Here is a 21,189-nt window from a genome sequence, read left to right as displayed (position 1 = left end):
CCATCGTGCAAACCAGGGGTTAGGCCGTGGTGCGCAACCGCCGGCGGACCGCGAAGACCGCCACCCCCAGCAGCAGCGGCACGACCAGCGCGATCGGCAGGGCGCCACCCGCGCTGAGGGTGCGGCGCCCGGCCACCTCGACGTGGATGGGCGGGCTGGCGGACAACGACGCCGAACCGCCCGGCAGCACGACGGCGTACACGGTGAACGTCCCGGCGTTGACCGCCTGGATGTCCCACGACACCTCGGCGCTCTCACCGGGACCCAGCGGTGGCAGCGACTGCGTGGGCGCGGCCGTCCAGTCCTCCAGGTCGACGTACACGTCGTTGAGCGAGGCGACGTTCAGGTGCGCGATCAGCTTCCCGGTCGGTTCCGCACCGCTGTTGGTGATCGTCGAGGAGATGTTCAGGTACTGACCGACAGTGCTGTCGATCCGCGACCGGTCCACCGCCACGTCGACGGACGCCGACGCGGTGGCGGGGAAGAGCGCGAGCACCAGTGCGGCGAGCAAGAGTCTCATCCGGAACCAACCCCTCCCGTGAGCCGGACGATGCGCGGCCCCGCCACGGCCAGCGCCACGACGGTGACCACCACGGCCACCACCGGCGAGATCAGGTACGACAGGTCCTGCGTCCACGCGTGACCCTTGAGCAGCACGAGCTGGATGTAGTGCGACCCGGCTGTGACCGGGTTGATCCGCACGAGCACGTCACCCACGGAGGACGTGGGCATCGCGGGCAGCTGCGTCGGTGCGAACAGGGCCAGCACCAGGAACAGCGACGCCGCGAGGCTCACCTTGTTGGTGGTGGACCGAGCGCTGATCAGCAGTCCGATCGCCGCCATCGACAGCGCCAGCACGGTCCCGACGACCAGCCCGAGCAGCACGGCCTGGCCCACCACGGCGACGCCCTTGCCGAGCACCCACAGGTACGGCAGTGCGACCACGAAAGCCGCACCCCACAACGACATCGCGGCCACCAGCTTGCCCAGCACGATCGAGCCGCGGGACACCGGCGCCAGCAGCAGGCTCTCGAACGTGCCGCGCTCGCGTTCACCGCTGATCGCGTCCGCGGCGACGACCATCGTCAGCAGCACGCCGACCGCGACGGCGATCTGCAGCACCAGGTTCACGGACTCCCGCTGTTCCAGGAAGTTCAGGACCTGGTTGGTCGCGGCCAGGTACGTGACCGCGCTCAGCAGCACCGCGTAGGCGAACGTGAGGACCGGGCCGCGGCCGCTCAGCCACAGGTCGCGGCACTCCTGGCCGGCGATGACCCGCGCGCTCACGACGCACCTCCCCGCGTCATCGCGAGGAACGCGTCGCTCAGCCGCACGCCGTCGACCTCGAACGACAGCACGGTGATCCTCGCGTCGAGCACGGCCGACAGCGCCTCGTTCAGGCCGTCCGACGACGTCACCGTCACCACGTCCTTCGCCACCTCGACCGAGACGCCGGGCACGCCCCGCAGCACCTCCGACGCCCGCGCGACCTGGTCCGGCGGGACGCGCAGGTGCCCGGACTGGCGGCTCGCGGCCTCCGTGCTCGTCACCTCCGCGACGCTGCCGGACACCAGCACCCTGCCCTTGTCCAGGATCAGCACCGACGAACACACCTGCTCGACCTCGGGCAGCGTGTGCGTGGACAGCACCACGGTCGTGCCGCGCGCCTCCGCGATCGCCCGCACCAGCGCGAGGATCTCCCGCTGTCCCGCTGGATCCAGTCCCAGCGTCGGTTCGTCGAGGAACACGACGGACGGGTTGTTCACCAACGCCCTGGCGATCCCCAGGCGCTGCCGCATGCCGCGGCTGTATGTCGAGATCCGCGACTGCGCGCGGTCGGCCAGCCCCACCTGGCCGAGCAACCGCACGGCGGTCTGGCGCGCCTCCTCGCGGGACAGCCCGAAGAGCCGTCCGTGGTAGGTCAGGTACTCGAGCCCCGTCTGGTGCACCGGGTAGCCGGCGCTCTCGGGCAGGACGCCGATGCGCGCTCTGATGTCCGCCGACCGGGACGACGGCACGCCCGCGACGGAGAACTCGCCACCCGTGGGCGGCAGGACCGTCGAGAGCATCCGGATCGTCGTGGTCTTGCCCGCCCCGTTGGGGCCGAGAAGACCGATCACCTCTCCCTCGTGAGCGGTGAAGCTCACCGAGTCGACAGCCGTGCGGGAACCGAACCACTTCGACAGCTCCCGGGCTTCGAGAGACACACCCGGCATGGCATCCCCTCCTCATTCGACCAAGTACGCACAAGGAGAGCCGATGGAGATTAGAGATCGATGAGAGCGCGGCGTGGAATTAGGGCCGAACGGCCCTCAACCAGCAGCGATGAGGTGTTCACGCGCTGTGATTCACGCTATTGGTGCGAAACGGATTGTGCGGTTCGACCGATTTACGAATACGGGGTGCCAGGAAGGGGGTGACGCCGTGGAGTTTCAGCTGCTGGGCGCCGTGGAGGCCTGGGAACAAAAGTCACAACTCGATCTCGGCCCGCGTAAACAACGATTCACGTTCGCGGTTCTCGCCCTGCACGCGAACCAGCTCGTGTCCGTCGACCGGCTCGTCGACCTGACGTGGCCGGCCCGCCCACCGCGCACCGCCCACCACGCCATCCACGTCAGCGTGTCACGACTGCGCCGGGCGATCGCGGACGCGGGAGCCGGTCGGTGCGACGCGGACATCGTCACGCGCGGATCGGCGTACATGCTCAAGGTCAACCCGCTGTCGATCGACGTGCACCGGTTCCGCGCCGTGGTCAGGGGTGCGCGGGAGGAGACCGACGACACCGTGAAGGCGTCGCTGCTGCGCCACGCGCTGTCGATGTGGCACGGTCCACCGCTGGCGGACGTGACGACTCCCGACGCCGCCGCCGTGCTGTGCCACGGACTGGAAGAGGCACGGCTGGCCGCGCTGGAGGAGTGCCTCGACGCCGAACTGCGGCTCGGCAGGCACGGGTCCGTGGTGGACGAACTGACCGACCTCGTCGCGGAGCACCCGTACCGGCAACGCCTCCAGGCACTGCTGATGCTCGCGCTGTACCGGTGCGGCCGGGTGACCGACGCGCTCGACGCCTACCGTGCCGCCCGTGTCCGGCTCGCCGACGAGCAGGCGCTCGAACCCGAGTCGAGACTGAGCGACCTGCAACGCGCCATCCTCTGCGCCGACCCGGCACTCGACGCGCCGCTGGTCCGTTCGCCGTCGAGAACCCAGCTGCCGCACGAGATCTGGTCGTTCGTGCGCACCGAACCGTTCTCGGAAGACGTCGTCGTGGACGTGCGCGACCTCTCGAAGTGCTACGGCACCACCTGGGCGGTGAACGGCCTCAGCTTCACCGCGCGCAAGGGCGAGGTGCTCGGCCTGCTCGGCCCGAACGGCGCGGGCAAGACCACGACCCTGCGCATGCTGTCCACTGTGGTCGTTCCGACCCGCGGCGAGTTCCGCGTCGCGGGCGTCATCGGTACGCGGCAGGGCGATGTCCGCAGGGTCGTCGGCGTGCTGCCGGAGAACGCGGGCTGTCCCGGCCACCAGACAGGACTGGAGTTCCTGGCCTACCACGGACGCCTCTTCGGCCTCTCCCGCGGTGAGGCACGGGACCGCGCGGCCAGGCTGCTCGCCCAGGTCGGGCTCGGCGACTGCGGCGGCGCGCGCATCGCCACGTACAGCCGCGGCATGCGGCAACGGCTCGGTCTCGCTCGCGCGCTGGTGAACGACCCGGCCGTGGTGCTGCTCGACGAACCGACGATCGGGCTGGATCCGTCCGGCCAGCGCGATGTGCTGACCCTCGTCCGCACGATCGCTGAGGCGCGTGGTCTCACGGTGCTGCTGGCGACGCACGCGGCGCCCGAGGTCGAGCGGATCTGCACCGGAGTGCTGATACTGGAGCGAGGCAGACTCGTGTCCAGCCAGGTGATGACGTGACCAGAACCGGACGGGTGCTGGTGATCGAGGACGAGGCGTCGTTCGCCGACGCGCTCGCCCAAGGCCTGCGCCAGGACGGGTTCGAGGTGGAGACCGCGAACGACGGTCTGCTGGGCCTCGACGCCGGGCTCACCCGCCCGTTCGACGCGATCGTGCTCGACCTGATGCTGCCGAGCCTGCCCGGTCTCGACCTGTGCGCGCAGCTGCGCCGTGCGGGGATCAGGGTGCCCGTGCTCGTGCTGACCGCCCGCAACGGCGAGCTGGACCAGCTGCGCGCGTTGCGCATCGGCGCGGACGACTTCCTCACCAAACCGTTCTCCTACCGCGTTCTGCTGGCTCGGCTGCACGCCCTGCTCAGGCGGTCCGGCATGCAGCTGGCCGACGTGCTGACCGCCGGGGACCTCGCCCTCGATCGAGTCGCCCGGCGGTGCCGTCGCGGCGAGTCGGTGATCGAGCTGACGCCGCGCGAGTTCGCGTTGCTGGAGCTGCTCATGTCGCGGCCGGGTCAGGTGGTGTCGAAGCGGTTCGTGCTGGACGAGGTGTGGGACTCGGCCATCCCGGTCCACTCGAACGTGCTGGAGGTCTACGTCGCATACCTGCGGCGCAAGATCGACCTGCCGTTCGGCAGGCACGCCGTCGAGACCGTGCGGGGGACCGGCTACCGGCTGGCGCCCGATGGCGGGTAGGCGCTCCGCCGGTGTGCGCGTCCGGCTGACCGCGCTCGCGGTGCTGGTCGTGGGACTGGGCCTGGTCGCGGGCGGTGCGGCGGCGTTGACGCTGGTCCGCGACCAGCTCACCGGCAGGGCCGAGGAGGAGGCGAGCCGCGAGGCCGGGACGTTCGCCTCGCTGATCGCCGACGACGTCCCCGCGGTGCTGCCCCCGCTGGTCCAGGTGGTCGGCCGCGACGGCACCGTGCTCGCCGCCGGCACCGACGTGGCACACACCCGGCTGCTCGCGCTGTGGCCGGAAAACGGTGCTGTCACAGGAACTTCGCGGTTGCCGGACGGGGAGCACCACGCCGTCGCGGGCGTGCCGGCGACATTGCGCGGCCAGCCCGTCGCGATCTACGCGGCCGCGTCGCTGGAACACGCCGACGAGGGAGTCGAGGCGGCCACGACGGCGCTGGCGATCATCGTGCCCGTCCTGCTGATCGCGGTCGGCGGCACGGCGTGGCTGGTGGTGGGACGCGCGTTGCGCCCGGTGGAGGCGATCCGGGAGCGGGTCACCGAGATCACCGCGAGCCAGCTCGACCGCCGGGTGCCGGAACCGCCGTCCGACGACGAGGTCGGCCGGCTCGCCCGCACCATGAACGAGATGCTGTCCCGGCTCGAAGAGGTGCACGAACGACAGCGCCGGTTCGCCGCCGACGCCGCGCACGAGCTGCGCAGCCCGCTGACGAGCCTGCGCACCCGGCTCGAGGTCGGGCTGGCGCACCCGTCCCGCACGGACTGGGTGCGCGTCGCGAGCGACCTGCACCGCGAGACGGTCCGGCTGGGCGACCTGACCGACGAGCTGATCGCGCTGGCACTGGCGGACGGGGCCACCGAGCCGGTGGAGTGGGTCGACCTGGACGAGGTGGTGCTGACCGAGGTCGACGTCGTCCGCGCCCGCGGTGCCGTCGACGTCGAGCTGTCCCCGTTCTCCGCGGCCAGGCTGCGCGGCCGGGCGGGTGAGCTGAGCCGGGTGGTGCGCAACCTGCTGGACAACGCCGAGCACCACGCCCGGCACCGCATCACGGTCGGGCTGTCGGCCCAGGAGCGGTGCGCGGAACTGGTCGTCGCCGACGACGGGCCCGGCATCCCGGACGCGGACCGGAGCAAGGTGTTCGAACGGTTCTTCCGCTCCCAGCGGGCCCGCGACCGCGACGCGGGCGGTGTCGGCCTGGGCCTCGCGATCGTGCGGGAGGTGACCGAGCGGCACGGTGGCGAGGTGTGGCTGGCCGACTCGGCCGAGGGCGCGTCCTTCCACGTCCGCCTCCCGCTGGCGGCCGACCCGGCCTGATCTTCACGATCCTCTAATCGGCCGGGCGCACCGTCGTGGGGTGAGGTTCTCCGCGTCGCCCGGTGCCCGGTTCGGACTGAGGTCCGTGCTGACGGTGGTGGCGCTGGCGATCGCGACCGTCCCGTTCGGACTGCTGTCGTTCCTGGTGCTGAGCCGGTGGACGCCGTTGCTGGCGATGGACATCGGTGCGCGCGACGACCTGCACCGCTACACCGTCACACACCCGGCGTTCGCCACGGCGATGAAGACGTTGAGCACGATCGGGTCCGTGCGCGTGTACCTGCCGGTGTTCGTGCTGGTGGTGGTGTGGCTGCTGTACCGGCACCGCCCGAGGACGGCGGTGTTCGCCGCGGTGACCGTGACGGGCAGCGCCGTGCTCAACGCGTTCGTCAAGGCGATCGTTCAGCGCGCACGGCCGACCGTCGCCGACCCCGTGGCCACGGCGACCGGCCTGAGCTTCCCCAGCGGACACGCCCAGGCCGCCGTGGTCACGTACACGACGCTGTTGCTGCTGTTCTGGTCTGCGATGCGCGCCGGGTGGCGCCGGGTCGCGGTGACCGTTGCGGCGTTGGTGGTGCTGGGCATCGGTTTGTCTCGCGTGGCCCTTTCCGTGCACTACGTGTCCGACGTCCTGGCGGGGTACGTGCTCGGGGCGGCCTGGGTCGTCGCGGCGACCGCGCTTTTCGACGCGTGGCGCCAGGAGCTCCGATCTCGCTGACGGTCAGTGGCAGGAGGCGCTCCCGGAGTCGGTGAACGGAGTGGCCGGATCGGCGAGGAACTCCCAGTTGTAGCCGGTGGGGAGCAACGTCAGCTTCAGCGCGCCGAAGACGTTCGCCCTGCGCACCAGGCTGTTCGGCACCGCGGAGGCGAACCCGGTGAAGAACGAACCACCGGTGCCCACGACGAACTCCTGGATGCCGGTGGCGGTGTCGAGCGCACCGGACGGGGTCTGCCCCGCGAACCGCTCGTAGCTGTGCGCGTGCCCGGCGAGCATGAGATCCACGCCTGCCGCGTACATCGTGTCGACGAGCGGTGCGGTGTCGGCGTAACCGAAGCTGTTCGAGCTCCACCGGGGCCGGTGCAGGAGCGCCGCGGTGCAGGTGGCGGGGTGCGCCGCGAGATCCGCGGCGAGCCACTGCTGCTGGGGCGATCCGACCGCACATCCGGTGCCACCGCTGATGGTCGCGCACTCGGAGTTCAGCACGACGACGTGCCACGTGCCGATGTCGAAGCTGTACCAGCCTTCGCAGTTCTTCACGCAGCCCGGTTGCCGTGGTGTCGCGGCGTTGCCGAAGTAGGTGAAGTACCCGCCCGCGCCGCTGGTGCCGTACTCGTGGTTGCCGATGACGGGCCGGGTGATGGACTTGAGCCTGCCCCACGTCGGGTCGTAGCTCGCCTGGAAGTTGGCGAGCTGGCCGCCGTTGTACTGGGCGTCGCCGAGCATGAACACCGACGTGGGCGACGCGGCGACGGCCAGGTCCGACACGAACTTCATGCGGCACTTGGTCGAGGTGCCGATGCCGCCGTTGTAGTTGGGATCGTCAGGAGCGCAGGCGGCGTCACCGGCGGCGATCACGACCGGCGTGCCCGGCGGGACGGGCGGGGGCGCGTCCTCGAACACCAGCTCCGGAGGGTTCTCGCCCTCCCGGCTGTCGATCGTCCGCGAGGACGTGCTCGTCGTCGTGACGGCGAACGAGAACTTTCCGTTGCCGCGCACCGCTGTCGTGACGTCGAAGGACACCCAGGCGTTCGCCGCGAGCGAGCCGGAGGACGCGAGCCAGTTGCCCGTCGGCGGTGCGTTCGCGTAGGTGATCGCGTTCTCGTACCAGTTGTTGTCGGGCACGAAGTACAGGTCGAGCCCGGTGGTGCCGGAGGTGCGGTTGAACACCCGCAGCGTGGCCTTGAACGGCGGTTCGCTCAGGCCCGTGACGTCGAACCTCAGGTAGGCGCTGGTGGCCGGTGACCCGTCGACCTTCAGGCCGGCCGCGGTGCCGAAGTTCGTCGTGGGCTGGTCGGACTGCACGTACGAGTCCGCCGGTCCCGGTGCCGGTGGGGGAGCGGTCTCCTCCACCACGAGCTGCGGAGGGTTGGTGCCCTCGCGGCTGTCGAACGTGCGGGACGAGGTGGCCGTCGTGGTCAGCGCGAACGAGTACGAACCGTTGGCACTCACCCGTGTCGTCACGTCGTAGGACACCCACGTGCCCGCGGTGAGCGCACCGGACGAGCCCAGCGAGGCGCCGACGGCGGGTGCGTTCGCGTAGGTGACGCCGTTCTCGGTCCACGCACCGTCCACAGCGGACAACGTGACACCGGTGGTGCCACTGGTGTTCACGAACACGCGCAGCTTCACGTTGAACGGCGGCGCGCTCAGGTTCGTGACGTCGAACCTGAGGTAGGCGGTGGACACCGGTGACCCGTCGACGCGCAACCCGGTCGCGGTGCCGTAGTTGGTGCCCGGCTGGTCGGCCTGCACGTGCGCGTCGGCGGAGGCGGTGATCGTCAGGGTCGCCGCGTGGACAGGGGCCGTGAGCAGGGCGAGTCCCAGCGCCGTCGTGGCGAGCAGGGGAAGTGGCCGTTTCATCATTCCTCCCCGTGCAACAGCTCGTCGATGTGGTGCTGTGCCTCGGCGCGTGCGGTGGTGCCCTCGTCGATGAGGCGCCGCATGGTGGCGTGGTCACCGGTGAGGCACGCCCGCCCCGCCCGCTGGAACTCCTCGATGCCCGCGTTCACCGGACCGTCGAGACTCGCCACCGGGACGCGCTCGTAGGTCTGCAGCTTCCGGGACACGACGGTCAGCCGGGTGCAGATCGCCGTGGCCTGCCGGGACGGCCCGGTGATGCCGCGGGCGGCCTGGAGCGCGTTGTTGAGCTCGATCTGCATGGCCTCCCGGTTCAGGAACCACCGCTGCACCGCGGGATCCTCACCGGCCGTGATGGTCTGCGCGGCCGCGGGGGTCTGCCCTGCCGGCCGCGATGCCGTGGCGACGGCGGCGCAGCACAGGATCGTGAGCACCGCGACCGCGATCTTGGTCCTTGTCATCTCGCGGAACACCTCCCTGAGCCGGAATCCGCTGCCTGCGCACCGGGCTCGGCGACGAACCGCCAGTCGTAGCCGTCGGGTCGCAGTGTCATGCTGAGCACCCCGTACACGCCCTGGACGCGGCTCTCGCTGCCGTTCGCCGCGGGAGTGCGGATGCGGTAGTTGCTGTCGCCGCCGGTGCCGACGACGAACTGGCGCACGCCCCGTTCGTCGGCGGTACCGCCGGGGGACAGCGGGGCGAAACGCTCGTAGTCGTGGTCGTGCCCGGCGAGCACCACGTCGACACCGGCGTCGTGCAGTGCGCGCCAGAACGCGTCGTAGTCGGAGTTGCTGCCGTGCGTGCCGGACGAGAACCTCGGCCGGTGCAGGTACGCGAGCGTGCAGGTCGCCGGGTGCGCCGCGAGGTCGGCGCGCAGCCAGATCTCCTGCGGTGACCCGCCGCCGCAGCCGCCGATCCGTTCGCACTCGGAGTTCAGGGCGACCACGTGCCACTCACCGAGCTCGTAGCTGTAGTAGCCCGCGTCGCGGTCACCCGCCGCGGCACCGAAGTAGTCGAAGTACCCCTTGGCCCCGGACGTGCCGTACTCGTGGTTGCCGGGGACCGGGTAGGTGATGTCCTTGAACCGGCCCCAGGTGTGGTCGTACCCGTTGCGGAAGCGTTCGAGGCTGCCGTTGGGGTACTGGAGGTCGCCCAGCGCCAGCACGGCGTCCGGTGCGAGCGAGGCGACGAGGTCGGCCGTGACGTGTTCGCGGCACGGCCTGGGCTGCTCGCGTTCCTCCTTGCTGAGCCCGTCCGCGTCCGGTGGGCACGCGATGTCGCCCGCGGCCGCGATGGTGACCGCGTCCGGCGAGCGCACCGGTTTGTTCCCCAGGTGGTACAGGGTCTGCTGGACGTTCTGCTGTCGTTCCTGGTTGTCCTGCCCGCCGGCCGAGTCGGAGGCGAGCGTGCCGGACATGCACGACGCGGTCACCACGCCGGCGAGACCGACGAACGCGACCCGCGTGCTCCTGCGCACCAGGAGGAACACGGCCAGGGCGAGCAACGCCCCGCCGCAGACGCCGAGCACGAGCATGCCGTCGTGGCCGCTCGTGCCGGCGGCGCTGGAGTCCTCGGCGAGCGGGCCGAGGTCCGGCACGGCGCTGGACCGCAGCTCGCGCAACACGGTCAGGTACCGGTCACCGTGGTTGACGCTCGGCTCGACGTGCGAGTTCTCGCTGAACTCGTTCCAGCTGATCAGGCCGAGCGCGTCGGGGGACGAGCTGAGCGCGACGTCGTAGAGGCGCCGCAACGTGGCTCCGTCGTTGCGTTCGACCACGCGTTCGCCGCCGAGCAGCCGCGAGTCGAACCCCGGCGTGAACGGCGCGATCCACAACCCGTTGTGGCGGTGCACGGCCGCGCTCATCGCGGCGAGCTTGTCCGCGGCCTTCGGATCCCGTTGCGGGTCGAGCGACGACCAGTAGTAGGCGTTGCCGTCCACGACCTTCGCGATGCGCTCGTAGTCCTCGGCGCTCTTCTCCGACCCGAGCACGAGCGCCTTGTCACGCACCGGTTGCGCCGCCTGCGAGATCTGCTCCGCGGAGAACTTCCAGCTGCCGGACCAGATCACGAGCGGCTGGCCGAACAGCGTGAACGCCGGGTCGGTGCCGTGCCGGGTCCGGAACAACGCGAAATCCGCCGCCACCTTCTCCAGCGGCAACGGGTTGCGGTAGAAGTCCAGTCCCTCGTAGATGATCGCCAGCCGGAAGTCCTCTGCCCGCGCGATGTTCGCGAGCGTCTCCAGCCGCCGGTCGAGCGCGGGCGTCGACTTCCAGCTCACGATGAACCCGGTGATGCCCGCGCTCTTCGCCTTGGTGATGTGCTCGCGCATGATCCGCGAGTCGTCACTGGAGTAGTCGCCCAGCGCCGGGTGGTCGGACTTGGCGCGGTTCCAGGAGCTCTTCTCGTACCAGATGTAGTAGTACGCGAAGAGCGGGTACGGTTCCTGCGCTTGTGCCTGCGGCGGCAGCACGAACAGCAGCAGCACCGCCGTGAGGAATGTTCGGAACGCCTTCGTCACGGCCGCACCACCCTCCGCCTGCCGAAGAGGAACAGACCTGCGAACACCAGCGCCGTCGCCACGACGATGACCAGCATGTCCACATAGGACAGGATCCGGAGGTCGACGTACTGCCCCCGCGACAGCGCGAGCTCCTGCGGCGCCGAGTACCCGGCAGCCGATACCGCGACGCGGTAGTTCCCCCGCGCCAGGTTCTCCACGGCGAGATCCCCGTCCGCGCCCGCGTCCAGGTTCTCGGTGCGGCCGTCCGGGTAGGTCAGCACGACCCCGGCAGGCATCGCCTTGCCGAACAACAGGTCCCGCACCTGGAACCGGACCGAACGCAGCAGCACCACGAACGTCGCCGCGGACGTGTGGTTCGGCACCACCCGCTGCTCCCCGGCGTTCACGACGTTGGCCCCGTCGATCACCACGCTCTGCAGGTAGTAGGTGACCTCCTTGCCGACCACCGTGCCGCCGTGCTGCACCGGCCGCAGCGCGGTGAGCGTGACCTCCGCCGGACCGCGCAGGGTGTGCGTCTGCCCGGAGTCGCTGCGCAGGGTGAGCGAGGTGATCCTGTGCGCGGGCACCGGGTTGCGCGCCTGGTCGACGAAGTCGTAACGCACCTTCTTCGTCGACTGGAACGCCGCCTGCAACTTCCGGCTGTGCCGCATCGCGAGGTCGGTGAGCACCGGCGTGAAACCCTGGTCGCTCTCCCCGTGCCCGAACCAGCGCACGAAGTCGATCGACCCACCGGCCTGCTCGAGCTTCGGCGTGGTGAGCTCGAGCCGGTGCGCGTCGTTGTTGCGGGGCAGGGTGAGCCGGATGACGCCGCGCTCGTCGGGCACGAGCTGCTGGCCGTCGAGGACGAAGCGCGCGTCGGGGAGGGCGGGGACGGTGGTGATCTCCAGGGTGCGGGTGGTGGGGGCGGCGGTGGCGGGTTGTGGTGCCAGGGCGAGGACCGCGGCGGCGAGGACGGCAAGGGTTTTCACGGCTTCCACCGCCGCCGGATGCGTTGGGTGGTGTCCCTGGCGGACGCGATCAGCGCGGCGAGGTGGTGGGAGGCGGCCGACTTCGCTCGTCGGATCTGCTGGGTGGCGCGGCGACTGGCGACACCCAGGACGGTGGTGCCGTCAGGGCCGCTCGGGTCGGCCGGCTTGGCCCGCCGCACCCGCAGTCCCAGGCCCTGACCGGCCGCGACCATCCCAGCCACGTTCGGCTTGGCCCGCCACACCCGTTGCGCCGCGCCACGTCCAGCCGCCACCAGCCCGGCGATGCCGTGGGCGACCACCGGCCTCAACCTCCGCGCCCGCCGCGCCACCAGACACCCGGCCGCGATCACCACCGCGAGCCCGTACGACACGTACACGACTCCCGACTTGGACGCGGCCGGCGCCGCCGACTCCAGGGTCCCCACCAGCTCCGGTGGCCGGGCCGGCGCGCTGAAGTCGAACGCGCTGAAAAGGTTCGGAGAACGCGCGTCCCGCGGCCCCAGCGGAGCCAGCCCCCAGTTGTCCTCGATGAACCTCAGCACCGCCGTGTGATCGGCCTCGGTGTGATCCACGTGACCCCGCCGGGCGTAGGCGCTCATCAGCAGCGCGGGCACGCGGAACCCGTACCCGTCGCGGTCGACCTGCGGCGGTGACACGTGGTCGTAGAAGCCGCCCGGGCCGTCCCAGGTGACCATGAACGCCGAGCTCGACCAGTACCGGCTGCGGGCGAGCGAGCTCGTCATGGACCGCACGAGCTCCTGGCCCGCCTGGATGCGGCTGGGCGGGTTCTCGCTCGACCCCGACGACACGACGTAGGCGACCGAGGGCAACGTGCCGGTGCTCAGGTCGCGGTAGTACTCGCTGAGGTCCACGATGTGGCTCGCCAGCTCAGGATTCTCGGAAAAACGCGGGAAGCTCAGCAGCGGGACGCGGGCCTTCTCGCCCTTGGCGTAGTTCTCGACGTAGAACCGCCACGACACGCCCTTGTCCTGGAGGCGGTCGAAGATGGTCGGGACGTCGCCGGACGGGCCCTGGCCGGTGACCCAGTAGAAGAGGTTGCCGCCGCGCGCGGAGCTGAAGAAGCGGTCGAACAGCGTGAAGCGGTCCGCGAAGTTCCAGTAGAACGGCAGTTCCGCGCGGTCGTAGTAGCCCATGGCGTTGGTGCCGTCGCGGCCGCGTTTGCGGTAGGCCTCGACGAAGCCGTCCATCTTGCCCTGGTTGTACTGCGCGCGCTGGGTCGAGGGGAGGTGGTCGAGGTCGGACGGGGACTGGGCGCCCAGGCGGAACGGTTTCACGCACCGGTCCGAGCTCGGGGCGTCGCTGTTGTGCGGCATGCACACGTCGGCCGGGATGCCGTCGGCGCCGGGGTAGGTGCCGAAGTAGTTGTCGAACGAGTGGTTCGACTGCATGAGCACGACGAAGTGGTCGATCGGCGTCGCCGGCGAGACGACCGGCTGCCCCAGCAGCAGTCCCAGCACGAGCAGGAGCCTGGTCATGGTCGCACCTCGTAGACCATGATCACCGGCGTGGTGCGGCCGGCGACGTCGAGCTCCTCGGTGTGCAGCAGGACGCCTCGGTACCGGTGGACGTAGGTCATCAGCTGCTGCGAGTAGAACGTCGTCCGGGTCGCGGAGTACGCGTCCCACACGACGTAGTTGAGTTCACCCTGGCGCAGCTGCCGGTCCGGGTTGTCGATCGGGACGTACGAAGGGTTGCGCCGCAACGGGTTCGTGCTCACCGACAGCGCGAACGACTTGCGGTTGCCGTAGAAGCGCACGAGGTTGGCCATCGACGGGCCGATCGTCATCACCGCCGCGCCCTCGGGCAGGTTGGCGCGCATCCACTCCCCGGCCTCGCGTCCCTTCGGCACGCCACCGGATCCGGCGAGGAACGCGGCGCTGGGTGGCGCGGTGATCGCGAGCCAGCTCGGCACCGCCAGCGACAGCACCGAGGTCACGATCACGGCCGCGCGCACCGGTGGCCAGACCGGGAAGGAGTGCACCACCGTGCGCGCCGCGAGGAGGGTCAGCGCGGGCGCGATCACGACGAGGTACTGGTAGCCCTTGGTCGGCCACAGCTCGAAGAACGACAGCGGCACCAGGATCCAGCACAGCAGGAACGTCTCGCGCCAGGTGCCCTTGCGGCGCAACAACCACAGCCCCGCGGCCGCGAGCAGCAGCACGGCGGGGCCGATCGCGAGCGGAACCGTCTCGACGTAGAACGCCAGATCGTGGTTGGGCCTGCGGAAGAGCTGCCACCACAGGTAGTTCTGCCCGGTCCCGCTGCGGCCGGCGAACTGCAGGGACAGCGGGTACATGATCATGATCGCCGCCGCGACGGCCCCGCTGACCGCCGCGGTGCGCCACGGCACGTGGATGTCGCGCCGCAGCAGGAAGAAGACCAGGATCGCGACGCCGAGGATGACGGCGATCTCCTTGGTCAGCACCGCGAGCCCGAGCGCGGCGCCGGCGAAGTGCAGCCAGCGGCGCTCGCCGTCGAGGCAGAACCGCGTCACGCAGTAGGCCGTCAGCACCGCGAAGAACGTCAACGGCCCGTCGAGCAGCACCTGCCGCGTCACGACGACGTGGTACGGCATGACCGCGAGGAGCGCGGCGGCGACGAGCCCGGCCTGCCGCCCGTACATCCGCTTGCCCAGCAGGTACGTCAGCACGACCGTGCCCAGCCCGAACGCGACGGGCAGCAGCCGGGCGGCGACGTCCGACACCCCGCCGAGGAACATCAGCGACAGCGTGGTCTGGAACAGCAGCGGATGCGCGCGGAAGACGGGGAACAACGGGGTGAGCACGTCGTCACCCGCGATGCTCGCCGCCTGCCCCGCGTAGACGGCCTCGTCGCTGTTGAACCCGACCGCGCCGAGCGCCCAGAGCCGCAGCAGGGCACCGGCGGTGAGGATCACGACGAGCGTGCGCACCGAGCGGCGCGCGGGCCGTTTTCGAGAACTCTGGTCCGTGGTGGTCGCGACGGCGGCCGTCGCCGTCATGCCCAGCCCTTGGCGGTGGCGTCTTCGCCGACGAGATCCGGGATCCGATCGGCCCACGAGAAGTCCGCTGTGGACAGCCAACGCGCCCGGATGCGGCTCAGCGCCGACTCCAGGATGGCCCGCTCCTTGTCGCGCAGCACCAGGTGGTCGTCCTCACCGATCACGATGGACGGCGCGAGCTGGCGGAACGGCGGGAACTGGTAGGCGTCCTCGGTGTTCTCGAGCAGCGTCGCGGTGGCCTCGTCCTCGGCCAGCTCACCGCTGCCGAGCTCGCCGCGCGCGATGACGAACAGGTCGCTGATCTTGCTCTCGGGCACGATCTCGCACGGCAGCAGCCGGTCGACCGCGTACTTCGGCGGCGGCACGATGCGCTGCGTGAACGCGTTCACGCCCATGATCGGCAGGTTGAGCTGGCTCAGCAGGAGCGCGAACTCCCTGCCCTCCTTGGAGTGCAGCCTGCTCTGCAGCCGCAGCCGCCGCCACTCCTTCGGCGAGAGCTCGTGCGACCGCACGGCGCGCAACGTGTGGTGGCTGATGGTCAACGGCTTCGGGAAGCAGCCGACGCGTCCGTCCGGGTAGAGGATCGTCATGTCGTCGGAGAGGAACTTGGCCTTGTGCTCGCGGACGAGACGCAGCACGGTGCCCGTCTTGCCGGTGTCGGTGCGGGCCGAGATGAGCACGCCCACGCCGTGCAGCTCGACGCACGCGGAGTGCAGCAGCATCGCGCCGCGGGAGACGGCGACGAAGCGCAGCAACGCTTCGAGGATGTTCGTGTACACCACGTGCGGTGACCGGGCGAGCGCCGCGGAGACGACCACGGTGATCGGGTCGCCGAGCCGCACCCGGAAGTTCGCGCCGAGCCTGCCGAGGTGCTCGTGGTAGCCGAGTCCCTGCGCGGACTGCGTGAACACCGCCCGCGGCAACGGCCTGCGGTCGCCGACCACGCCCACGCGCACCTGGATCTCGGTGTCGTGGCCGAGCCACTGCGAGCGGAAGTAGTCGAGCTCCGGCAGCTCGACCTGGGACCCGATCGTCGCGAGCCCCGGCACCGCGTACCGGTACGGGAGGTACCTGGCCGCCTCGGTGGGACGGCTTCCGTTGCGCGGCGAGGGAATCTCCTGGTCCAGGTCGACCAGCACCCTGATCGGTTCGCGCGGAGGCTCGTCGCAGGTGGGCTCGCCTTTGCCGTAGATCGCCGAGTCGGCCACGACGAACCGCACGAGGAAGAGCAACGCGAGCGTCAGCGCGTTCGCGACGAGCACGTCGACGTGCACGCCGTCCACGAGCAACGCGAGCAACGGCAGGCGCACCGCCAGTGCGAAGTGGTTCAACAGGAAGAACCGCACGCCACGCGACCGCACCGTGCCCGGCTTGCCCTTGCGGTACAGCAGGGTCTCGGTGAGCACGAACAGCCAGGCCGTCGAGACCTCGGTCGCCAGCGTCGCGGCGATGAGGTAGTGCACCTGCAGAACCTCCAGGTGCAGCAACCACAACACCGCCGTGTTGACGACCAGCCCGGACAACCCGATGAGCCCGAACGCGAACGCGCGCAGCAGCCACCCGCGCACCGACGCCCGCGCCGACCGGGTCGCCTGCTGGGCCAGCAGCGAGGTCCGCAGCCGCACCAGGTGACCGGCGAACACGAGCCCCCGGCGCACGACGCCCAGCACGCCACCGCGCTGGTCCGCGGACTTGTGGTATGCGACCTCGGCCATGCGCAGCCTGGGGTGCCGGACCAGCAGCTCCATCAGCACCCGGAAGCCGCCGGGACGAATGCGGTCCAGATCGACCGCGTCGCGGCGAACGGCGAAGAAGCCGCTCGTCGGATCGACCGGCTGGCCGAGCCTGCGGGGGAACACGACCTTGGCGAGCGCGTTCTTGGCGTTGGTCTCGCCGGTCCGCGACGCGATCACGAGATCGACGTCGCGGGACTCGCCGAGCCGGGCGAGCCGCACCGCCAGGTCGCCGGGCTGCGCGACCCCGTCCATCACGACGATCCACCGCCCGGTCGCCTTCCGCATCGCCGCGAGCACGGCTCCGACACTGCGGTCGCCGGCCGTGACGACCTCGACATCGCGATGACTCAGGAGGGCGACCCCGCTGTCGAACTCGTCGCAGAGCGGAATCACCACGCTGATCGACCGGCCCATGGCAACTCCCTCGCCGACAATCGGAGGTGAACGCACGGTGAACTTCACGGCGTAGCTTGCGGAATCGCACGGGCCCGCCGCATCGTCAACCTTGATAGGGCCTATAGGCCCTAACCTGCGGCGTAACGCGGTGAGGCGTCCTGTCGATAACTTCAGGGCCAGATGAACTACGGCGATGTATGAGCTGCCACATGCAACTGTCTGTGTTCGGCCGGACCGGTAACGCAGAGCGACACGTGACCCACGCGTTCGCCGAGTCCGCCGTGGCCGTGATCGTGCTCGCACTGCTGTGGTGGCAGGGAGATCGCCTGGACCACCTGTGGCCGGCGAGGCCCGCGGGCGACGTCTTCGTGCTGCTGACCCTGGCCGCCGCCGTCGTCGCCACGGCGTCCGCGATCGTCACGCGGATCATTCCCGGCACCCTCGGCCGCGCGGTCCGCCGCCTGGCAGGGCCTCTCTCGTTGTACTGCCTGGTGATCACACCTGTCGGGATCTACCACCTGCCGGGGGAGTTCGAGTCCGCGCTGGCCGTCGGAGGACTCGTCGCGAGCACGGCCTTCCTCGTCCTGCTGGTCTGGGCGTTGCGGCCCCGGCTGCTGGCGTGGACGCACGTGCGCTGGCCGGTGGCGGTGGCGGTCTGCGCGGCGCTGAGCGTGGGGGCCGGGTTGATCGCACAACTCGTTGCGAGGACGTCGGATCCCCAGGTGCCGACGGTGGCGACGGTGGTCGTCGTGCTCGGCTGGTTCGTTGTCGCGTCGGCGTTCGTGGTGGCAGGCGCGCGCCGGCGGCAGCAGCTCACGAGGCGGGTGGGTTTCGGGCTGGCCGCGGTGGCACTCGCGCACCTCGACGAGCTCGTCCTGCGGCCGGACCTGGCGAGCCCCGACGTCGACTTCGCCGCACTCCGGCTGGTCGGCCTGCTCGTCGTGTTCGACGCACTCGTGCGTCCCGCTGTGCGAGCCCTGCGCGAGCGGGGACAGCGCGACCGCGAGCTCACCGACCGGGCCCTGGCGGCCGAACGCGCGGCCGACGAGCTGGCGGCCGACGCGGCGGAACGCGAACACGAGATCCGCAACCTGGTGACCGGCCTGTCCGGGGTCACGTACCTGCTGGCCGACCGCGAGCCGCTGACGTCCGCGGTCCAGGCCGAGCTGGACCGCCTGCGCTACCTGCTGGGTCACGCCGCGTCCCACGACGACGAGGTCGTCCTGGCGCCGCTGCTCACCAGGCTCGTCGCGTTGCGCCGCGCGAGAGGCACGAAGATCGACCTCACCGTCGATCCGGGCCTGCGCACGACGATGCCCGCGGCCGAGCTCGCACAGGTGATCACCAACCTGCTGGTGAACTGCGAGAGGCACGCTCCCGGCTCGCCGGTGAAAGTGCGGGCGCACCAGCACGACGACACCATCTGGATCGAGGTGTCCGACCTCGGTCCGGGCTTCCCGCACGGCACCCGGCGGGGGATAGGTCTCGAGGTGACCACGCGGCTGCTGACCGAGCACGGCGGCTCGTTCCGCATCGGGACCAACCGGCACCACGAGCGCGGCTGCTCGGCACTCGTGCTGGTGCCGGCGGCGACGCAGGTACGTGACCGGGCAGCCGAGGAGGTCTGATGCGGGGCCGGACGGTGCTCGTGGTCGACGACCACGAGCTGGTGCGCACCATCCTCGTGCTCGCGTTGCGCGGACAGGGTTTCGACGCGCAACACGTCTCGGCCACCAGCAAGGAGGACGTTCTGCGGGAGGCGGCCGAACACGCGCCGGGCCTGGTCCTGCTGGACCTCGACCTGGGCCGCGAGGTGGCGGGAGGCGAGCAGCTGGTGCGCCCGCTGCGCGCCGCGGGCTGGTCCGTGCTGATCGTCACCGCGGGCCGCGGCGGCCCGGCCGTCGCCCGCGCGGTGGCCGACGGCGCACACGGCTGGGTGCACAAGACCGAGTCCTTCGAGCACCTGCTCCACGTCGTGGTCGCCGCCGCCGAAGGACGCGAGGTCCTGTCCTCCGCCGCCCGCGCCGAGCTCGTCCGGCTTCACCGGCACGACGCGGCGAGGAAGAAGGACCTCGCGACGAAACTGGACCGGCTGAGCGTGCGGGAACGCGAGGTCCTCGAACGGCTGGCCGAGGGCAGGCAGGCCGTCACGATCGCCGGCGAGTTCGGTGTCTCGCTGGCGACCGTGCGTGCCCAAATCCGCTCGGTGCTGATGAAGCTCCAGGTCGGCAGCCAGCTGGCCGCCGTCGCGCTGGTGAACGAGGCCGACCGGCCGTGATCGCCGGCTACCCGTGCGCGGCCGGGACGGGGTGACCTTCCGACGCCTGCACGACGACGATGCCCTTGCCCGACAACGCGAGCTGGTACGCCTCACCCGAGCCGCGCCCGATGACGGCACCGAGCTTGGCCGTCTTGCGGATCGAGGACTGCAACGAGGTCGACCACAGCACAGCGGACTGCATGTCGACGTACGTCGGCACGTCCACGTTCAGCACCACCGGCGTCCCGTAGGCGGTGACGGCCAACGCGCCGGTGCCGGTGAACGTGGTGTTGAACAGGCCGCCGCTGAGCATCGACGCGCCCTCGGTCCGGTTGATGTCCCACTTGAGCGTGCTGTCGAACGCGAGCACGTTCTTGCCGTTGACGGTGACGGCTTCGTCCTCCAGGTACAGCACGAAGATCTCGTCGGCGTCCTGGGCGAGGAACACGTCACCGCTGCCCGAGACCTTCATCAACGACATGCCTTCCCCGGTGAAGGCCTTCTTGAACAGCTTGCCGAGCCCGCCGGCGCCCTCGTAGGCGAAGTCGACGTCACCCTGGTAGGCGACCATCGACCCCTGCTTGGCGAAGAAGAAACCGCCGCTGCCGGTGAGGTCCACCTTGAGCATCCGTTCGTTCTGCAGTTGGAAGCTTCCCGGCTCGACGGACCGTTCTTCGTGGTTGAACAGTGAGCTGCGCATGGGTGCAGATGATGCAGGTGATCACGCGGGCGCGCGCCTTGATCTGTCTGTTTTATAGCTTCAGTGCAGACCGAAATAAGGCGTACCGGCGTCCTCGGGGGCAAATCAGGTGCGGGTCAGGGAGAAACCCCGATGGCAGGGCGGCGCGGCGCGGGCATGCTGGAGATCGTCAAGGGGAGATCCGCAGTTCGAGGAGAGTCATGACCGAATCCAAGCCCGAGTACACCCGTACCGCCGTCGACTCGGTGGTCGACGCCGTTCGCGGGCTGGTCAGCGAGGGCATCAACCGTCACGTGGTCGTGCGTGACAGCAAGGACGACGTGGTGCTCGAGGTGCCCGTGGCTCTCGGGTTGGTCGCTGCGCTGGCCGCTCCGGTGGCCACGACGATCGGTGCCGGTGTCGCGCTGGTGGGCAAGTGCGAGATCAAGCTGGAGGACCGCCGGAAGCCGGGCAGCGAGCCCGCGACGACTGTCGAGTCCGACCAGGCGCAGTGAGCCGGCGGGGGATCGGGTGAAGGACACCGGTGGGTTCGCCTTGCGAGGCGGAACCCACCGGTGTCGACGTACGAGCGAGGATCAGCGGTCGGTCGCGACCCACTCGGCGAGGGAGGCCAGGGTGGTCTCCGCGCTGGTTGCCATGTAGTCGCGCAGCGCGTTCAGCTCGGCTCGGGTGGTGCCGAGGACCGGGTCGTGGCGGAGCAACCGCCACGACTGCTCCGCCAGGGTGCCACGGCCGCGGGCGTGGAAGGTCCAGCTCCACTCGACCACGCCGTTCTCGACACCCCCGACCACGAAGGCGAAAGCTGCGCCTGGTTCGGCTTTCACCACCTGTGAGCGGGTGGTCCACTCCTTGCCGTCCCTGCGGTTGCGCCCGCTGAACCACGCACCGGCCTCGGGACCGGTGCCGTTGTCGAAGGCGACGTCGCTCGCGTTCGGGCTCCAGAGGCTGATCAACGACACGTCGCTGACGAGGCGGTAGACGTCGGCGGGGGCGGCGCCGACCCACGCTCGACGGGTGAAGGTGAAGTCCGACGGGTCGATGCCGTCGTGAGGTTCGTTGGTGGTCAATGGAATCCCTTGTTCGGCGTGTCCCGGTAGGACCGACTCCACCGGT

19 protein-coding genes are annotated in these 21,189 nt (G+C 70.4%); 7 read left to right on the top strand and 12 right to left on the bottom strand.

The window, feature by feature from the left end:
- Nucleotides 1-19 precede the first annotated feature (19 nt).
- From AOM45_RS07245 to AOM45_RS07235, 3 genes are read right to left on the bottom strand one after another with little or no spacing between them, the layout of a single operon-like run.
- Nucleotides 20-520 carry a COG1361 family protein gene (locus tag AOM45_RS07245; RefSeq protein WP_030466964.1) on the bottom strand — a complete coding sequence of 167 codons (501 nt, stop codon included), beginning with the start codon at nt 518-520 and terminating at the stop codon, nt 20-22.
- Complete coding sequence (locus AOM45_RS07240) at nt 517-1,287, bottom strand: ABC transporter permease (protein WP_035909798.1); 771 nt, start codon at nt 1,285-1,287, stop codon at nt 517-519. The genes AOM45_RS07245 and AOM45_RS07240 overlap by 4 nt, the downstream gene beginning before the upstream one ends.
- On the bottom strand, nt 1,284-2,216 hold the full coding sequence (locus AOM45_RS07235) for an ABC transporter ATP-binding protein (protein ID WP_030466962.1): 933 nt from the start codon (nt 2,214-2,216) through the stop codon (nt 1,284-1,286). The genes AOM45_RS07240 and AOM45_RS07235 overlap by 4 nt, the downstream gene beginning before the upstream one ends.
- Nucleotides 2,217-2,424: 208 nt before the next feature.
- Here AOM45_RS07235 and AOM45_RS07230 point away from each other — a divergent pair, with 208 nt between their 5' ends.
- The 4 genes from AOM45_RS07230 to AOM45_RS07215 are packed head-to-tail and all read left to right on the top strand — an operon-like array spanning nt 2,425 to nt 6,634.
- Nucleotides 2,425-3,915, top strand: coding sequence for a BTAD domain-containing putative transcriptional regulator (locus AOM45_RS07230; protein ID WP_051783068.1), 1,491 nt, complete (start codon nt 2,425-2,427; stop codon nt 3,913-3,915).
- Entirely contained in the window at nt 3,912-4,601 is a 690-nt protein-coding gene (locus AOM45_RS07225) for a response regulator transcription factor (RefSeq protein ID WP_030466960.1), read from the top strand. Before AOM45_RS07230 ends, AOM45_RS07225 begins: the two co-directional genes overlap by 4 nt.
- On the top strand, nt 4,591-5,916 hold the full coding sequence (locus AOM45_RS07220) for a sensor histidine kinase (protein WP_030466959.1): 1,326 nt from the start codon (nt 4,591-4,593) through the stop codon (nt 5,914-5,916). The genes AOM45_RS07225 and AOM45_RS07220 overlap by 11 nt, the downstream gene beginning before the upstream one ends.
- Before the next feature lie 40 nt (nt 5,917-5,956).
- Nucleotides 5,957-6,634, top strand: coding sequence for a phosphatase PAP2 family protein (locus tag AOM45_RS07215; RefSeq protein ID WP_051783067.1), 678 nt, complete (start codon nt 5,957-5,959; stop codon nt 6,632-6,634).
- A 3-nt stretch (nt 6,635-6,637) separates the two neighbouring features.
- Here AOM45_RS07215 and AOM45_RS07210 read toward each other — a convergent pair whose 3' ends face one another.
- Genes AOM45_RS07210 through AOM45_RS07180 form a run of 7 tightly spaced genes read right to left on the bottom strand, consistent with a single transcriptional unit; the run spans nt 6,638 to nt 17,134 of the window.
- Nucleotides 6,638-8,497 carry a CBM96 family carbohydrate-binding protein gene (locus AOM45_RS07210; RefSeq protein ID WP_051783066.1) on the bottom strand — a complete coding sequence of 620 codons (1,860 nt, stop codon included), beginning with the start codon at nt 8,495-8,497 and terminating at the stop codon, nt 6,638-6,640.
- Nucleotides 8,497-8,955, bottom strand: coding sequence for a hypothetical protein (locus AOM45_RS07205; RefSeq protein ID WP_156093755.1), 459 nt, complete (start codon nt 8,953-8,955; stop codon nt 8,497-8,499). Before AOM45_RS07205 ends, AOM45_RS07210 begins: the two co-directional genes overlap by 1 nt.
- Nucleotides 8,952-11,012 (bottom strand): metallophosphoesterase, encoded by a 2,061-nt coding sequence (locus AOM45_RS07200; protein ID WP_051783065.1) that lies wholly within the window; start codon nt 11,010-11,012, stop codon nt 8,952-8,954. Before AOM45_RS07200 ends, AOM45_RS07205 begins: the two co-directional genes overlap by 4 nt.
- A complete protein-coding gene (locus AOM45_RS07195) occupies nt 11,009-11,983 on the bottom strand; it encodes a hypothetical protein (protein WP_030466954.1) in 975 nt (324 codons plus the stop codon). Before AOM45_RS07195 ends, AOM45_RS07200 begins: the two co-directional genes overlap by 4 nt.
- Entirely contained in the window at nt 11,980-13,479 is a 1,500-nt protein-coding gene (locus AOM45_RS07190) for an alkaline phosphatase family protein (RefSeq protein ID WP_030466953.1), read from the bottom strand. Before AOM45_RS07190 ends, AOM45_RS07195 begins: the two co-directional genes overlap by 4 nt.
- On the bottom strand, nt 13,476-14,984 hold the full coding sequence (locus AOM45_RS07185) for an ArnT family glycosyltransferase (protein WP_035909795.1): 1,509 nt from the start codon (nt 14,982-14,984) through the stop codon (nt 13,476-13,478). Before AOM45_RS07185 ends, AOM45_RS07190 begins: the two co-directional genes overlap by 4 nt.
- Nucleotides 14,981-17,134, bottom strand: coding sequence for a GtrA family protein (locus tag AOM45_RS07180; RefSeq protein WP_156093754.1), 2,154 nt, complete (start codon nt 17,132-17,134; stop codon nt 14,981-14,983). The genes AOM45_RS07185 and AOM45_RS07180 overlap by 4 nt, the downstream gene beginning before the upstream one ends.
- Nucleotides 17,135-17,370: 236 nt before the next feature.
- On the opposite strand from AOM45_RS07180, the gene AOM45_RS07175 reads away from it, so the two are divergent.
- The gene (locus AOM45_RS07175; protein WP_162185638.1) at nt 17,371-18,744 is read left to right on the top strand and encodes a sensor histidine kinase; all 1,374 of its coding nucleotides are present in this window, start codon (nt 17,371-17,373) and stop codon (nt 18,742-18,744) included.
- Nucleotides 18,744-19,394 (top strand): response regulator, encoded by a 651-nt coding sequence (locus AOM45_RS07170; protein WP_030466950.1) that lies wholly within the window; start codon nt 18,744-18,746, stop codon nt 19,392-19,394. The genes AOM45_RS07175 and AOM45_RS07170 overlap by 1 nt, the downstream gene beginning before the upstream one ends.
- Nucleotides 19,395-19,401: 7 nt before the next feature.
- Here AOM45_RS07170 and AOM45_RS07165 read toward each other — a convergent pair whose 3' ends face one another.
- Nucleotides 19,402-20,076, bottom strand: a complete 675-nt coding sequence (locus AOM45_RS07165) for an AIM24 family protein (protein ID WP_030466949.1) — start codon at nt 20,074-20,076, stop codon at nt 19,402-19,404.
- Between the two features lie 200 nt (nt 20,077-20,276).
- Here AOM45_RS07165 and AOM45_RS50640 point away from each other — a divergent pair, with 200 nt between their 5' ends.
- Nucleotides 20,277-20,570: a DUF4342 domain-containing protein gene (locus AOM45_RS50640; protein ID WP_051783063.1), complete on the top strand. Its 294-nt coding sequence runs from the start codon at nt 20,277-20,279 to the stop codon at nt 20,568-20,570.
- An 81-nt stretch (nt 20,571-20,651) separates the two neighbouring features.
- On the opposite strand, the gene AOM45_RS07155 is transcribed toward AOM45_RS50640, so the two are convergent.
- Entirely contained in the window at nt 20,652-21,143 is a 492-nt protein-coding gene (locus tag AOM45_RS07155) for an SRPBCC family protein (RefSeq protein WP_236703193.1), read from the bottom strand.
- Nucleotides 21,144-21,189: the final 46 nt, after the last annotated feature.

The sequence above is a fragment of the Lentzea aerocolonigenes genome, from assembly GCF_000974445.1.
Classification (GTDB): Bacteria; Actinomycetota; Actinomycetes; order Mycobacteriales; family Pseudonocardiaceae; genus Lentzea; species Lentzea aerocolonigenes.
The sequence above is the reverse complement of the archived record's forward strand: the minus strand, read 5'-3'. Positions and strand labels throughout refer to the sequence as shown.